Source organism: Winogradskyella bathintestinalis (assembly GCF_030407435.1).
Lineage (GTDB): Bacteria > Bacteroidota > Bacteroidia > Flavobacteriales > Flavobacteriaceae > Winogradskyella > Winogradskyella bathintestinalis.
The window spans coordinates 364,502-378,518 of sequence record NZ_JASDDK010000003.1; the positions used below are offsets into that span (position 1 = coordinate 364,502).

At 33.6% G+C, this 14,017-nt stretch carries 16 protein-coding genes; 12 read left to right on the forward strand and 4 right to left on the reverse strand.

Features of this window, described 5'->3' with window-relative positions; translation table 11 throughout:
• Positions 1-111: 111 nt before the first annotated feature.
• The 6 genes from pfkA to QMA06_RS11085 all read left to right on the forward strand — a co-directional run bounded on the left by pfkA (position 112) and on the right by QMA06_RS11085 (position 6,119).
• Positions 112-1,098 carry a 6-phosphofructokinase gene (gene pfkA, locus QMA06_RS11060; protein WP_290206912.1) on the forward strand — a complete coding sequence of 329 codons (987 nt, stop codon included), beginning with the start codon at positions 112-114 and terminating at the stop codon, positions 1,096-1,098.
• Between the two features lie 32 nt (positions 1,099-1,130).
• Positions 1,131-2,132, forward strand: coding sequence for a type I glyceraldehyde-3-phosphate dehydrogenase (gene gap, locus QMA06_RS11065; RefSeq protein ID WP_290206913.1), 1,002 nt, complete (start codon positions 1,131-1,133; stop codon positions 2,130-2,132).
• Between the two features lie 108 nt (positions 2,133-2,240).
• On the forward strand, positions 2,241-3,104 hold the full coding sequence (locus QMA06_RS11070) for an N-acetylglucosamine kinase (RefSeq protein WP_290206914.1): 864 nt from the start codon (positions 2,241-2,243) through the stop codon (positions 3,102-3,104).
• A 122-nt stretch (positions 3,105-3,226) separates the two neighbouring features.
• Positions 3,227-3,409, forward strand: a complete 183-nt coding sequence (locus QMA06_RS11075; RefSeq protein WP_290206915.1) for a hypothetical protein — start codon at positions 3,227-3,229, stop codon at positions 3,407-3,409.
• A gap of 129 nt (positions 3,410-3,538) precedes the next feature.
• Entirely contained in the window at positions 3,539-4,687 is a 1,149-nt protein-coding gene (locus QMA06_RS11080) for a T9SS type A sorting domain-containing protein (protein ID WP_290206916.1), read from the forward strand.
• 94 nt (positions 4,688-4,781) lie between these two features.
• Entirely contained in the window at positions 4,782-6,119 is a 1,338-nt protein-coding gene (locus QMA06_RS11085) for a M24 family metallopeptidase (protein ID WP_290206917.1), read from the forward strand.
• Here the strand turns inward: QMA06_RS11085 and QMA06_RS11090 are convergent.
• Both QMA06_RS11090 and QMA06_RS11095 read right to left on the reverse strand, forming a co-directional pair.
• Positions 6,116-7,393 (reverse strand): MFS transporter, encoded by a 1,278-nt coding sequence (locus QMA06_RS11090; RefSeq protein WP_290206918.1) that lies wholly within the window; start codon positions 7,391-7,393, stop codon positions 6,116-6,118. The two genes, QMA06_RS11085 and QMA06_RS11090, sit on opposite strands and share 4 nt — an antisense overlap.
• A 1-nt stretch (position 7,394) precedes the next feature.
• Positions 7,395-9,023 (reverse strand): acyl-CoA carboxylase subunit beta, encoded by a 1,629-nt coding sequence (locus tag QMA06_RS11095; protein ID WP_290206920.1) that lies wholly within the window; start codon positions 9,021-9,023, stop codon positions 7,395-7,397.
• 180 nt (positions 9,024-9,203) lie between these two features.
• On the opposite strand from QMA06_RS11095, the gene QMA06_RS11100 reads away from it, so the two are divergent.
• The 6 genes from QMA06_RS11100 to ettA all read left to right on the forward strand — a co-directional run bounded on the left by QMA06_RS11100 (position 9,204) and on the right by ettA (position 13,496).
• Positions 9,204-9,734, forward strand: coding sequence for an NADPH-dependent FMN reductase (locus QMA06_RS11100; protein ID WP_290206921.1), 531 nt, complete (start codon positions 9,204-9,206; stop codon positions 9,732-9,734).
• A 2-nt stretch (positions 9,735-9,736) separates the two neighbouring features.
• Entirely contained in the window at positions 9,737-10,018 is a 282-nt protein-coding gene (locus QMA06_RS11105; RefSeq protein ID WP_290206922.1) for a GNAT family N-acetyltransferase, read from the forward strand.
• Between the two features lie 33 nt (positions 10,019-10,051).
• Positions 10,052-10,489: a MarR family winged helix-turn-helix transcriptional regulator gene (locus QMA06_RS11110; protein ID WP_290206923.1), complete on the forward strand. Its 438-nt coding sequence runs from the start codon at positions 10,052-10,054 to the stop codon at positions 10,487-10,489.
• Positions 10,490-10,630: 141 nt separating this feature from the next.
• Positions 10,631-11,356: a pirin family protein gene (locus QMA06_RS11115; protein ID WP_290206924.1), complete on the forward strand. Its 726-nt coding sequence runs from the start codon at positions 10,631-10,633 to the stop codon at positions 11,354-11,356.
• Between the two features lie 81 nt (positions 11,357-11,437).
• On the forward strand, positions 11,438-11,620 hold the full coding sequence (locus QMA06_RS11120; protein WP_173301102.1) for a CAL67264 family membrane protein: 183 nt from the start codon (positions 11,438-11,440) through the stop codon (positions 11,618-11,620).
• 184 nt (positions 11,621-11,804) lie between these two features.
• Positions 11,805-13,496, forward strand: a complete 1,692-nt coding sequence (ettA, locus tag QMA06_RS11125) for an energy-dependent translational throttle protein EttA (RefSeq protein ID WP_290206925.1) — start codon at positions 11,805-11,807, stop codon at positions 13,494-13,496.
• A gap of 51 nt (positions 13,497-13,547) precedes the next feature.
• Here ettA and QMA06_RS11130 read toward each other — a convergent pair whose 3' ends face one another.
• Together QMA06_RS11130 and QMA06_RS11135 are read right to left on the reverse strand one after the other, a co-directional pair.
• On the reverse strand, positions 13,548-13,748 hold the full coding sequence (locus tag QMA06_RS11130; RefSeq protein WP_290206926.1) for a hypothetical protein: 201 nt from the start codon (positions 13,746-13,748) through the stop codon (positions 13,548-13,550).
• 9 nt (positions 13,749-13,757) lie between these two features.
• The gene (locus QMA06_RS11135) at positions 13,758-13,982 is read right to left on the reverse strand and encodes a hypothetical protein (RefSeq protein ID WP_290206927.1); all 225 of its coding nucleotides are present in this window, start codon (positions 13,980-13,982) and stop codon (positions 13,758-13,760) included.
• Positions 13,983-14,017 lie beyond the last annotated feature (35 nt).

Consider the following 14,017-nt stretch of genomic DNA (forward strand, 5'->3'; position numbering starts at 1 on the left):
AAAATACTTATTAACGAAAACGTTTGAATTACCTCTACCTTATTTAATTTATGACAATAGTCACTTTTTTATATATATAGTTTATTAATTTTACTGTAAATAAATTAAATAATGCTACATACAATAAGAAAGATAGGTGTTTTAACTTCAGGAGGAGATGCGCCAGGTATGAATGCCGCAATTAGAGCTGTAGTAAGAACATGTGCTTTTCACGATATAAAATGCTACGGTATTTATAGAGGTTATGAAGGGATGATAGAAGGCGATTTTATTGAAATGGATGCGCGAAGCGTAAAAAGTATAATCAATAAAGGAGGTACAATTTTAAAATCAGCACGCTCTAAGGAATTTCGAACTAAGGAAGGAAGAGCAAAAGCTTACGAGCAACTAACAAAAGCAGGTATTGATGCTTTTGTCGTAATTGGTGGCGACGGTAGTTTTACCGGTGCTATGGTTTTTAATCAAGAATTTAATTTCCCAGTTATGGGTATTCCTGGTACTATTGACAATGATATTTACGGAACTTCACATACTTTAGGATACGATACAGCTTTGAATACCGTTGTAGATGCCATAGATAAAATTAGAGACACAGCTAGTTCACATAATAGATTGTTTTTTATAGAAGTTATGGGAAGAGATGTCGGCCATATTGCCCTAAACGTTGGTATAGCCGGTGGTGCAGAAGAAATTTTAATTCCTGAAGAAGACTTAGGTTTAGATAGACTCGTTGAATCTTTACGACGCAGTAAAAAATCTGGAAAAACTTCGAGTATAGTTGTCGTGGCTGAAGGTGATAAAATAGGAAAAAGTGTTTTTGAACTTAAAGATTATGTCGACCAGAATATGGAGGGTTACGACGTAAGAGTATCTGTACTTGGACATATGCAGCGTGGTGGATCTCCATCATGTTTCGATAGAGTATTTGCAAGTAGAATGGGTGTGAAAGCCGTGGAGAATTTATTAATAGGAAAAAGTAACTATATGGTTGGTATGAAAAACGATGTTATTGAGTTAACACCGTTTGACCAAGCCGTAAAAGGAAAATCTAAAATAAATAAGGAGCTTTTAAGAGTTTCTGATATAATGTCAATATAAACACGAATAAAAATTAAAACAAAGATAGAGCAATGGCAAATTTAAAATTAGGAATCAACGGATTCGGTAGAATAGGAAGAATTGTATTTAGAGCAACCGTAAAGCGTAACGACGTAGATGTTGTGGCGATTAACGATTTATTGGATGTAGATCATTTAGCATATTTATTAAAGTACGATTCTGTTCATGGAAGATTTGATGGTACAGTAGAAGTAAAAGACGGACAATTAGTTGTAGACGGTAAAACAATTCGTGTAACCGCTGAAAAAGATCCTAAAAATCTTAAATGGGATGAGGCCGGTGCAACTGTGGTTGCTGAATGTACAGGTATTTTTACAACCTTAGAAACTGCGCAATACCATATTGATGGTGGTGCCAAGAAAGTTGTAATATCTGCACCAAGTAAAGATGCTCCAATGTTTGTAATGGGAGTTAATTGCGATACTTTAAAAGCAGATGATACTATAGTTTCTAATGCATCATGTACTACAAACTGTTTAGCGCCTATAGCAAAAGTAATTGAAGATAATTTCGGAATAGAAGAGGCTTTAATGACAACAATTCATGCCGCAACTTCTACTCAATTTACAGTGGATTCTCCATCTCGTAAAAATTACAGATTAGGACGAAGTGCAATAAATAATATAATTCCAACTTCAACAGGAGCTGCAAAAGCAGTAGGGAAAGTGATTCCTGAATTAGACGGGAAACTTACAGGTATGGCGTTTAGAGTACCAACGGTAGATGTATCTGTGGTAGATTTAACAGTTAAAACTAAAAAAGAAACATCTTTAGAAGAAATTAAAGCAGCTATGAAAAAAGCAGCTGATGGATCTATGAAAGGTGTGCTTGGTTACACTGAAGATGCTGTAGTGTCTCAAGATTTTGTAAGTGAAGAAAGAACTAGTGTATTTGATGCAGATTCGGCCATCGAATTAAATTCAACTTTCTTTAAATTAGTATCTTGGTACGATAATGAATTTGGTTATTCAAATAAATTGGTGGATTTAGCTAAAAAGGTTAATAGTCTTTAATATCAATTATTAATTTAGAAAATTCCGTAGGATATTGAATTCTTATAAACTACGGAATTTTTTATTCCAATTATTATAACATATAATTGGCATTATATCTACAAAATCATGATTTTAATTACAGATGGAGGATCTACAAAATGCGATTGGATTGCAATCGATAAAAACGGTAAACAAGCTGTTGATAAAATAAGAACCAAAGGTTTAAATCCTGCTACAGTTGCAGAGAAAAAACTCAATAAAACTATTCGTAAGAGTAAAGAGCTAATGGCAATCGCCGATGATGTAACGCACATTTACTTTTATGGAGCAGGTTGTGGAACAGAAAAACCAACACTGTTATTAAAGTCTATTTTAGAATCCTATTTTGTTAATGCAGTTGTTGAAGTGAGGGAAGATACCTATGCCGCAGTAAGAGCATGTATTGATACTAATGACGAAGCAGCTGTAGTTTGTATTTTAGGTACAGGTTCTAATTGTAGCTATTTTGATGGTAAAGATTTGCACCAGCGCGTATCAAGCTTAGGATTTATTCTAATGGACGATGCCAGTGGAAATTATTTTGGTAAACAATTAATTAGAGATTACTATTTTAATAAAATGCCAGATACAATCAGCGTCGCTTTTGCACATAAGCATAATCTAGATGCAGATTTTATAAAATATAATTTGTATAAGCAAACTAATCCTAGTGCGTATTTAGCCGATCATGCTGAATTTATGTTTATTAATAAAGATTCCGATTATATAAGTAATATCATCACAAAGGGAATTCGATTGTTTGCTGAAAATATGATTCTTCAATTTAAAGAAGAGTTGAAAGCTGGCGTTCCTGTTCATTTCGCAGGTTCCATTGCTTATTTTGGTCAAGCGGAAATAAAGCAGGTTGCAGAAGAATACGGTTTCAAAGTGGGTAATTTTGTAAGGCGGCCAATAGAGGGATTGGTGGATTATCATGTTAAGAATTTATAATAACAATTAATAGTTTAGCTAAAAAATGTTCATTTCCTGTTAATAAAACTCAGTTTACCTGTTGTAAAACTTATTAATTGGTTATATCTTTGTACCAACAAAACGTAAACGAAACAACAATTATGTTCGAATTTGATCAATATTTAGGATTTTTAGCATTTTTAACCATATTAACAATTGGATTTTGGTTAATGATTTTCCTTTTAACCTTCGTTATTCCTTATTGGATTTTTGGTTCTTCAATTGAACGTTTTAAAGAAATTAAGGAAGAGAGAAAAGCTAAGCGAACAGCTGCAACGCACTAAAAATTTCAATATATAATATACAAAGAGTTCCTTTCTAGGAACTCTTTTTTTTGAAAAATACCCAATATTGGGTATTTCAAGGTTTTAGTTTGTAAAGTATTTTTCGGCATATTTAAAAAATAAAATATTATGAAAAAAATTACTTTTATGATCTATTTGCTTTCTATAAGCATTTCTTTTTCTCAATCAGAACTAAAATCTTCGCTAGACCAGTATTTTGATAGTTCTACCTCAACTTGGCAAAATAACTATGGCCAAAATTTCAATTATGATGCTAATAGCAGACTGTCGTCTATTGATAGTTATTTTTGGAATGGCTCTCAATGGGAACCGGAATCTAAATCGCAATATACATATAGCAGCACTCAAACAATTTTTACAGATCAAGTTTATAATACTAGTAATAGTAGTTTTGAAAATGACTATAGAACCACTATAAATATTGACGGCAATGGTGATTTTACAACATTACTAGATGAGTATTGGGACGGTAATCAATGGGTTGTTGGTGGAAGATTAACCTATAGTTATGATTCAGGACGTATATCACAAGTTCTTTTTGAAGAATGGGACAACGTGGGTATGCAATGGCAAATTTCAGATAGAGGTACTCTAACATACAATACCAATGGGAATGTAGCATTAATTGAAACGGAAGAATATATCAATGGTGCATTTACACAAAGTGATAGAGAAATACAATCCTTTAATTCCAATGGTTATATTATTAGTTCTGTTTTAGAAATTTGGAATAGTGTTAGTATGAGCTACGTTGAAGATCAGCGAAGAGAATTTACTATTGATGGTAATGGAAATCGACTGTCTTCAACTGATTTTTATGACGGCACCTCGTATACAGAGAATTACAATTACGACTTTACTGAATTGATGAGTGACTATGCAAACCCATTTGTCAATGCAGAAGGTTTGGAGTATATAACGAGTGATTTTCCATTTTATAATAAAATAACAAGTGTTACGAGTAATTCTAATACCAATAGAATACTCTATAATTACGAAGATCGCATTGCGCTTAGTACGGATGATTTAGAAATACAAAATGATGTTAAGATATTTCCTAACCCTACAAGTTCAGTATTAAATATACAAACAAATAAAATAATAGACGTAATAGAAATTTACGATGTATTCGGAAAAAGAATTTCTCAGACAAACCAAAAAACTATAAACACTAGTCATTTAAGCAGCGGAATTTATATGATTAAAATATCAAATATTGAAGGCCAAAGCGAGACGAAGAAATTTATAAAACATTAAATTATTATTAATTTATATTTCAAAGAGTTCTTTAAGAGAACTCTTTTTTTATGCATTGTATTTCGGTAAATTAGACTTCGTAAATTACAGATACATGAAATTAATTCAATTGCTTTTTTTAAGCTTTATTTTTAATCTTAACGCTCAGCAAATTTTAACAGAGCGCCAACGAGCAGAGGTTGTTGATAACATTCTCAAAGATAGATTCGACAATTTATTACCAAATTTGATGGATAAAACAGACATTGATATGTGGATTTTAATTTCGAGAGAATATAACGAAGATCCAGTATTAAAAACAATGTTGCCAGCGACGTGGCTTAATGCAAGACGTAGAACGATATTAGTATTCTACAGAAATAAAGAAAATAATACCATCGAAAAATTAGCTGTTGCACGCTACAATTTCGGTGAAAATATAGTTTCAGCTTGGGATAAGGAAAAAGAACCTAATCAATGGAAACGCTTGATTGAAATAATTAAAGAACGAGATCCAAAATCTATTGGGCTTAATTATTCAGAACACTTCAATATAGCAGACGGATTAGTTAAAACAGATTATGACGCTTTTATGTCGTATCTGCCTAAAGAATATACATCTAAGGTTATATCTGCAGAAAAATTAGCCATTGGTTGGATTGAAACTAGAACCGAAACAGAGATGGTCGTTTACAATCAGTTAGTAGATATTACACACAATATTATAGCTGAAGCCTTTTCAGAAAAAGTAATTACTCCAGGTGTCACAACCACTTCTGACGTAGAGTGGTGGATGCGTGATAAAGTAACCTCACTCGGTCTAGAAACGTGGTTTCATCCAACGGTAGATGTTCAAAGAACGGCTAAGGAAATAGATGAAGACCAATACGCTTTTTCAAACCGACCAGAAGATATGGTAATTCTACCAGGAGATTTAGTGCATTGTGATTTTGGCATTTCGTATTTAAGATTAAATACCGACTGCCAAGAGTTAGCCTATGTCTTAAAGCCTAAGGAAACAGAACCTCCAAAATTTTTAATAGATGCACTAAAGGATGGAAATAGAGTTCAAGATATTTTTACTTCAAATTTTAAAACAGGTAAAACAGGAAACATGATTTTAAAAGAATCATTAGATGAAGCAAAAAATAAAGGTTTAAAACCATCAATTTATACACACCCATTGGGCAGTTATGGTCATTCATCTGGGACCACTTTAGGGATGTGGGATTCGCAAGGTGGTGTTCCATTTACGGGCGATTATCCTTTACATGAAAACACAGTCTATGCCATAGAATTAAACACCACCGTAAATATTCCTGAATGGAAACGTGATATAAGGATAATGCTTGAAGAAGCAGGTTTTTGGGGGAAAGATGGTTTTAGGTATGTTAATGGTCGACAAACCAAATTAATGACAATACCTAGAGCTCAGGAACACCTAAGAAATTAAGCTACTTTCATTTTTGAATGCCTATAAAATAGCAATGACGCCACTAACCCAATCAATGTGAAAATTCCCATAATGCCAAACGCATTTTGTAAACCAACGGCCCCCTTATCAGCATCGATAAAATACCCCATAATCAATCCTGCAAAAATATCTGGAGTATAACCAACGATTGAGATAAAGCCAACAGCAGTTCCTGTTACGGCTAAAGGTATTTTGGCTTCTTCTAAAGTAGCAAAATAAAGTACTCGAGCAGAATACACTCCGACTGCCATTGTTCCGATTGATAGCACAAATAAAAGCGTCTTGGTATTATCTATAACCCCTATATATAATACAAAACTAGTTATGACCATTAATAAGAAACCGATAACAATCCACAAAGTTGCTCTTGTTTTGTCTGCTAATAATCCTATAAGAATACCAATAACTGGTCGCATATATAATAAATAGGTGCCAACCTTTGCAGATTCAATTTTATTATATAGCATTACCTCTTCAGCATATTTGCTAAAAATGTCTGTCATTTTATAACCGTAATATGCACATAGTATAATTATCATTAATAACCATACGGCTTTATATTTCAGTACTTCTTTAAAATTATTTATAGTTACTAATTTCGAGATTTTATTTGAATGTATTTTTTCATGTTGCGAAAATCTTAAAAAGAAAAACACAAGAAACCCAATACACATTACCGCAATAGAGGTATAAATTATAACTTCTTTAAATGCTTGCCGACGTTCATCAATACTTGTAAGCTCTATATTTTTAGTGATAAATAATGAAAAAATAAGCACTCCAATGGAACCGAATAGTGCAGCTACCAGTCCGCGCCCTCCATCTAAAAATCCAAAAGCAATCCCTTGTTTTTCTGAACCGCCCCATATCCTAGTGGCTTTGATCATAGCTGCCCAAAATAAAAATATTGTGGTAAATCCCCAGTAGCCATATAATATATGGAGATTAGTAAGAGTAGGATAGGTGGCTAAATAAAACCCTCCTAGAGCTGTCATTACCAAGGCTACCGACATTAGAAGGTTAGGTTTAAATTTATCTGCAAGAGGCCCTCCAAAAAGATAGGAGACGAGAGCAACCACTCCATACGCCGAGAAACAACTGCCTAATTGCGTATCAGAAATTGAGAATGATTCTGTAAAGGTTGTTCTAAAAATCCGTTGCAAAACAAAAGGTAAAATAAAAACAGCCTCTGCTGCTAATATCAATAATAATATTACATACAGTGGCTGTTTTTTATTGGTTTTGTTTGGCATTTTAAACTTGCAATACTCCCATATTAAAAGGTTTTTCGATAGGTGCGTGGTTGGCCGCTTCAATACCCATAGATATCCACGTTCTTGTATCTAAAGGATCAATAACAGCATCGGTCCAAATTCGGGAAGCTGCATAATATGGAGATACTTGATCGTCGTACCTCGATTTTATTTTATTAAATAGTTCTTCTTCTTTTTCTTTAGTAATTGTTTCACCTTTCTTTTTCAGTGAAGCTGTTTCTATTTGAAGTAATACTTTTGCGGCCGAGTTTCCACTCATTACAGCCAATTCAGCACTTGGCCATGCTGCAATTAATCTAGGATCGTACGCCTTTCCACACATGGCATAATTTCCGGCACCATAACTATTTCCTAAAACAATAGTGAATTTAGGCACCACGGAATTGCTCACCGCGTTCACCATTTTGGCACCATCCTTAATAATGCCAGAGTGCTCTGATTTACTTCCAACCATAAAGCCTGTAACATCTTGTAGAAACACTAACGGAATTTTCTTCTGGTTACAATTAGCAATGAACCGTGTAGCTTTATCTGCAGAATCGTTATAAATTACCCCGCCAAATTGCATTTCACCTTTTTTGGTTTTTACTAATTTTCGTTGATTAGCAACAATACCAACAGCCCATCCTTCAATTCTAGCATAAGCTGTGATAATAGTTTTACCATAATCCTCTTTGTACTCCTCAAATTCTGAGTTGTCTACTAAACGCTTTATGATGTCTTTCATATCATATTGATCCGCTCTACTTTTTGGTAGTAGTCCGTAGATATCATCTGGGTTTTCTTTTGGTTTCTTTGATTCAGCTCTGTTAAATCCCGCTTTTTCAAAATCACCAATTTTATCAACAATAGATCTTATTTTATCGAGAGCATCTTTGTCATCTTTAGCTTTATAATCAGTAACACCCGATATTTCACAATGTGTGGTAGCTCCGCCTAAGGTTTCATTATCAATAGATTCTCCAATGGCTGCTTTAACTAAATAACTTCCAGCTAAGAAAATACTTCCTGTTTTATCAACAATCAAAGCTTCATCACTCATTATTGGTAAATAGGCGCCTCCAGCGACACAGCTACCCATTACAGCGGCAATTTGGGTAATTCCCATGCTACTCATTACGGCATTATTCCGAAAAATGCGACCGAAATGTTCTTTATCAGGGAAGATTTCATCTTGCATCGGTAAAAATACACCAGCACTATCTACCAAATAGATAATTGGTAATCGATTTTCTATGGCAATTTCTTGGGCACGTAAATTCTTTTTGCCTGTAATAGGAAACCACGCTCCTGCTTTTACGGTGGCATCATTGGCAACAACAACACATTGTTTACCTTTAACATAACCCATTTTTACAACCACACCACCAGAAGGACAGCCACCATATTGTTCGTACATACCTTCACCAGCAAAAGCACCAATTTCAATAGATTTAGCTTTAGGATCGAGAAGATAATTAATCCGCTCGCGAGCCGTCATTTTACCTTTACTGTGATGTTTTTCAATGCTTTTTTCGCCACCGCCTAATTTTACTTGTGCGAATCGCTTTTTAAGATCAGAGACCAATAGCTTATTGTGATCTTCGTTTTGGTTGAATTTAATATCCATATGAGTTGCCCACAAAAATGGGGATCTTTTAAGGTTATAACTTATAATTTATTTGCACGAATTTACAAAACGAAACGAAGTTGCGAAAGTGAATATTTTGTTAAAATACAATACATGGAATTATATTCCTTGGAATATAATTGAATTTATTGTAAATTTATAATAGAAAAAAAACAAAGTATGAAACAAATAATAGTATTTGCTGGTAGTAATAGTTCGGATTCTATTAATAAAAAGTTAGCCACATATGCAGCTTCATTAATAGATAATGTAACAGCGACAATTTTAGATTTAAATAATTTCAATTTACCTATCTATAGTAAAGATTTAGAAACAGAAGAGGGTATTCCAAAAAATGCAACGCGATTTTTAGAAATATTAAAAAAAGGTGATGGTATTGTACTTTCTTTAGCAGAAAATAATGGAGCATACTCCGCCGTGTTTAAAAATTTATTCGATTGGTTATCTAGAGCAGAACAGAAAAACTGGTTGGGGAAACCTATGTTGCTAATGGCAACTTCCCCTGGAGCAAGAGGAGGGCAGTCAGTCTTACAAATGGCATTAGATCGTTTTCCTAGACACGATGCCAATATTGTTGGTCAATTTTCATTTCCATCATTCGATGCTAATTTTTCCGATGGAATGATTACTAATACAGAACTAAATGATCAATTATTAAAGGAAGTAGAACAATTTAAAAACAGTATATAATTATGGAATTAAAGCATGAAGAAACTACAACTAGAAATAGATTTTATTTGGTTGATAAGGATATGGAAGTAGGCGAAATTACGTATGCCTATATGAAAGATCATATTATAGATATTAATCATACCGAGATACACGAAAAATACCGAGGTCAAGATCTTGGCGAAAAATTAGTGGAAGCTACCGTTAATTTTGCTAGGAAAAAAGAAGTAAAAATTACAGCAAGTTGTCCATATGCCAAAAAAGTATTAGACAAGGCAGATAAATACAACGATGTGATTGCCTAATTTTTTAAAAAATATTGATATAATTTGGCAATAATGGGAAACTTAGAGAAAGATATTAATTCAGTTTTTGAGAATAACCGTGTAAAGGCGTTATTGAATATTATATACACCGCCAATTGGATAACAAGTGCTCAAAACGAATTTTTTAAACCTTATGGTATTTCGCCACAACAATATAACATATTAAGAATTTTAAAAGGGGCAGGCGAGCCCATTAAAGTTCAAACGATAAAAGATAGAATGTTAGAGCGCTCTCCTAATGCAACCCGTTTAATGGATAAACTTTCTGCCAAGAACTATATTGAACGTTTATCGTCTGAACAAGACAGGCGTGTAGTGAAAATTACAATTACAAAGCAAGGGCTTGCATTATTGGAGTCAATTCCTAAACATTTAAATAAAGATTTACTTCAAAATTTAACGGAAAGTGAGGCTGAACAATTAAGTAATCTATTAGATAAAATGCGATAGCAAGTACATTCAAATTCACGAGTCTTACCCATCAGCTTATTTTCTATTTTAATAACCAAGAGTTAAGAAATAAAGATTTTAAGTCATAGGTTTTAAGATACATACTTTAATATTCACAATATTAACGACATTAAATATTATATGAAAAAGATAATACATAAATCAAACAGCAGAGGGTTTGCCGACCATGGCTGGTTAAAAGCCCGTCATTCCTTTAGTTTTGCGAGTTGGAATAACTTAGAGCGAATTAATTTTGGAGCGCTACGTGTTCTAAATGATGATATAATTGCACCTAAGATGGGTTTCGGAACACATCCTCACGAAAATATGGAAATTATTACTATTCCATTAAAAGGAGTTCTAAAACATCGTGATAACATGAATAACGATTGGCAATCTGTAAACCCTGGTGAAGTACAAGTAATGTCGGCAGGTACAGGAGTTCAACACTCTGAAATTAATGGATCAAATACCGAATCTTTGAGTTTATTTCAAATTTGGATCATTCCACAGAAACAGAATGTTGAGCCACGCTATGCTCAAAAAATGTTTCATGCTGAAGATCGTAAAAATAAATTTCAAACGTTAGTCACTTCTTTCGACGATATTGAAGAAAAAAGTTTGAAAATTCATCAAGATGCAAAAATTTCTAGATTAGATTTATCAGAGGGAAAGACCATAACATATACCTTAAAAAGTGACAATCATGGCGTATATATGATGCTCATTTCTGGAGAAATCGTTTTAGATAAGGAAAATTTTGAAACCAAAGATGCTATTGGAATTTTTAAAACAGATAATTTCAAATTTTCAGCTATAACTCAAAGTGAATTACTGTTTATTGAAGTTCCTATGATAAAATTATAAGAGAAGCATTACAATTAGTGATGTTTTTTTTATTTAAAATACGATATTTGTAGTTCAACTAAAAATTAAAAGTTTACGAATATGGCAATGAATAAAAATACAGTACTGTCTTGGGCCACATGGATAATGATTTTTGTGGGATGCGGATTAATTGCTCTAGGCGCCTTTAGATACGATGATGTCGCCGGTTGGGGATTTGCTGCTGTAGGCGGTGGTTTTTTCTGTATTGCATGGGTTTTTAATGCACTAAAAGGACGAGTTTAAAACCTTAGTAATGGAGGACTTATTAAAATTGAAATAAATGATTTTTTAAATTAAAAATTTGAGTTTTATAAATGGTAGCATTCAAAACTCAAGAAGGAGTGAGACAAAGGTTCGCATCAAAATACCAAGCATTGATGGGATTAATGATAATGACGTAACAAACTACAATTAAGAACAAAAAGCAATGAGTGACGATAAAAAAGTAATTTTCGCAATGTCTGGTCTAACAAAGACCTTTTCTGGAGCAAATACTCCTGTGTTAAAAAATATATATCTAAGTTTCTTCTACGGCGCAAAAATTGGAATCCTCGGACTTAATGGGTCGGGAAAATCTACTTTGCTTAAGATTATTGCGGGTGTAGATAAAAACTATCAAGGTGATGTTGTCTTTCAACCTGGTTATACCGTAGGTTATTTAGAACAAGAGCCTCAATTAGATGATGAGAAAACTGTAATGGAAGTGGTGCGTGAAGGTGCCGCTGAAACCGTTGCTATTCTCGATGAATATAATAGTATTAATGATCAATTTGGCTTAGAAGAAGTGTATAGCAATCCAGATAAAATGGAAAAGCTAATGAACCGTCAGGCTGAGCTTCAAGATCAGATAGATGCTGCCGGGGCATGGGAGTTAGATACCAAGCTAGAAATTGCAATGGATGCACTGCGCACGCCAGAAGGCAGTAAAAAAATTGGTGTACTCTCTGGTGGTGAACGTCGCCGAGTAGCATTGTGTCGTTTGTTATTACAAGAACCAGATGTATTATTATTGGATGAGCCTACCAACCACTTAGATGCAGAATCTGTACATTGGTTAGAGCATCATTTAGCACAATATAAAGGAACTGTTATTGCTGTAACACACGATAGATATTTCTTAGATAATGTTGCGGGCTGGATTTTAGAACTCGATAGAGGCGAAGGGATTCCTTGGAAAGGTAATTATTCATCTTGGTTAGATCAGAAGTCTAAACGAATGGCTCAGGAAAGCAAAACAGCTTCTAAAAGACAGAAAACCTTAGAACGAGAGCTAGACTGGGTTCGTCAAGGATCTAAAGGAAGACAGACCAAACAGAAAGCTCGTTTAAAGAATTATGATAAATTAATGAGTCAAGATCAAAAACAACTTGACGAGAAGTTAGAAATATATATCCCAAACGGGCCGCGATTAGGAACCAATGTAATTGAAGCTAATGGTGTTGCTAAAGGGTATGAAGATAAATTATTATATGATGACTTAAATTTCAATCTTCCTCAGGCAGGCATTGTTGGAGTTATTGGCCCAAATGGTGCTGGTAAAACTACTATTTTTAGAATGATAATGGGAGAGGAAACGCCAGATAAAGGAGAATTTAAGGTTGGTGAAACAGCGAAAATCGCATATGTTGATCAAAAGCACTCTAATATAGATCCTGAGAAAACTATATGGCAAAACTTTAGCGACGAACAAGAGTTAGTAATGATGGGAGGTAAAGAAGTAAATTCTAGAGCCTACTTAAGTCGATTTAATTTTTCGGGTGGTGAACAAAATAAAAAAGTGAAATTACTTTCGGGTGGTGAGAGAAACCGTTTGCATTTAGCAATGACACTTAAAGAGGAAGGTAATGTGTTACTTTTAGATGAGCCTACTAATGATTTAGATGTCAATACGTTACGCGCTCTAGAAGAAGGTTTAGAAAATTTTGCTGGTTGCGCCGTTGTTATTAGTCACGATAGATGGTTCTTAGATAGAATCTGTACCCATATTTTAGCTTTTGAAGGGAACTCGCAAGTGTATTTCTTTGAAGGAGGATTTAGTGAATATGAAGAAAATAAGAAGAAACGTTTGGGTGGAGATTTGATGCCTAAGCGAATTAAATATAAAAAGTTGGTGCGATAATAGAGCCCATTCAGATTTTACAAAAAAGAGCTGACATTATGTTGGCTCTTTTTATTTATTATAAACATGATCCGCTTTCATGTAATATTTATTTTGTACCTCTAAGTTGTCTAACGTTCTAAAATTAGTATCAAAATTATCCAATTCTTCTTTAAGAGTTGTGTCGTGTTCATGAGCATATAGATCAGATTTACTATAAATGATGTATATGATGAAAAATATAAAAAACGGGATTAATAATAAATAAGACATTTCAAGCATTTAATGGTCTCCATAGAGATGTCCACTCGGTTCATTTTTTCTAGATTCCTCATAATCTTTATAAGCATTGGTTTGCATTAATTTTTTATTTTCTGCTTTCAGCTTATACATCTTAATTATAGCAATTAAAATAAAAACTAGAAATATAGTTGCTACCACAATTAAAATCATGGTGAGATGAGTAGTCGAGACTATTAAAGATATAGAAAACAGGTTGTTAAACATAATACATAGTTTAGAAATGGGTTCTATATGGCTAA

Bases quoted from the DNA above. Each gene is read 5' to 3' on its own strand.
- QMA06_RS11105 (WP_290206922.1), top strand. From the start codon at position 9,737: ATGGAATTAAAGCATGAAGAAACTACAACTAGAAATAGATTTTATTTG.
- QMA06_RS11075 (WP_290206915.1), top strand. From the start codon at position 3,227: ATGTTCGAATTTGATCAATATTTAGGATTTTTAGCATTTTTAACCATA.
- QMA06_RS11120 (WP_173301102.1), top strand. From the start codon at position 11,438: ATGGCAATGAATAAAAATACAGTACTGTCTTGGGCCACATGGATAATG.
- QMA06_RS11095 (WP_290206920.1), bottom strand. From the start codon at position 9,023: ATGGATATTAAATTCAACCAAAACGAAGATCACAATAAGCTATTGGTC.
- QMA06_RS11110 (WP_290206923.1), top strand. From the start codon at position 10,052: ATGGGAAACTTAGAGAAAGATATTAATTCAGTTTTTGAGAATAACCGT.
- QMA06_RS11135 (WP_290206927.1), bottom strand. From the start codon at position 13,982: ATGTTTAACAACCTGTTTTCTATATCTTTAATAGTCTCGACTACTCAT.
- QMA06_RS11070 (WP_290206914.1), top strand. From the start codon at position 2,241: ATGATTTTAATTACAGATGGAGGATCTACAAAATGCGATTGGATTGCA.
- QMA06_RS11085 (WP_290206917.1), top strand. From the start codon at position 4,782: ATGAAATTAATTCAATTGCTTTTTTTAAGCTTTATTTTTAATCTTAAC.
- gap (WP_290206913.1), top strand. From the start codon at position 1,131: ATGGCAAATTTAAAATTAGGAATCAACGGATTCGGTAGAATAGGAAGA.
- QMA06_RS11100 (WP_290206921.1), top strand. From the start codon at position 9,204: ATGAAACAAATAATAGTATTTGCTGGTAGTAATAGTTCGGATTCTATT.
- QMA06_RS11115 (WP_290206924.1), top strand. From the start codon at position 10,631: ATGAAAAAGATAATACATAAATCAAACAGCAGAGGGTTTGCCGACCAT.
- pfkA (WP_290206912.1), top strand. From the start codon at position 112: ATGCTACATACAATAAGAAAGATAGGTGTTTTAACTTCAGGAGGAGAT.
- ettA (WP_290206925.1), top strand. From the start codon at position 11,805: ATGAGTGACGATAAAAAAGTAATTTTCGCAATGTCTGGTCTAACAAAG.
- QMA06_RS11080 (WP_290206916.1), top strand. From the start codon at position 3,539: ATGAAAAAAATTACTTTTATGATCTATTTGCTTTCTATAAGCATTTCT.
- QMA06_RS11090 (WP_290206918.1), bottom strand. From the start codon at position 7,393: ATGCCAAACAAAACCAATAAAAAACAGCCACTGTATGTAATATTATTA.
- QMA06_RS11130 (WP_290206926.1), bottom strand. From the start codon at position 13,748: ATGTCTTATTTATTATTAATCCCGTTTTTTATATTTTTCATCATATAC.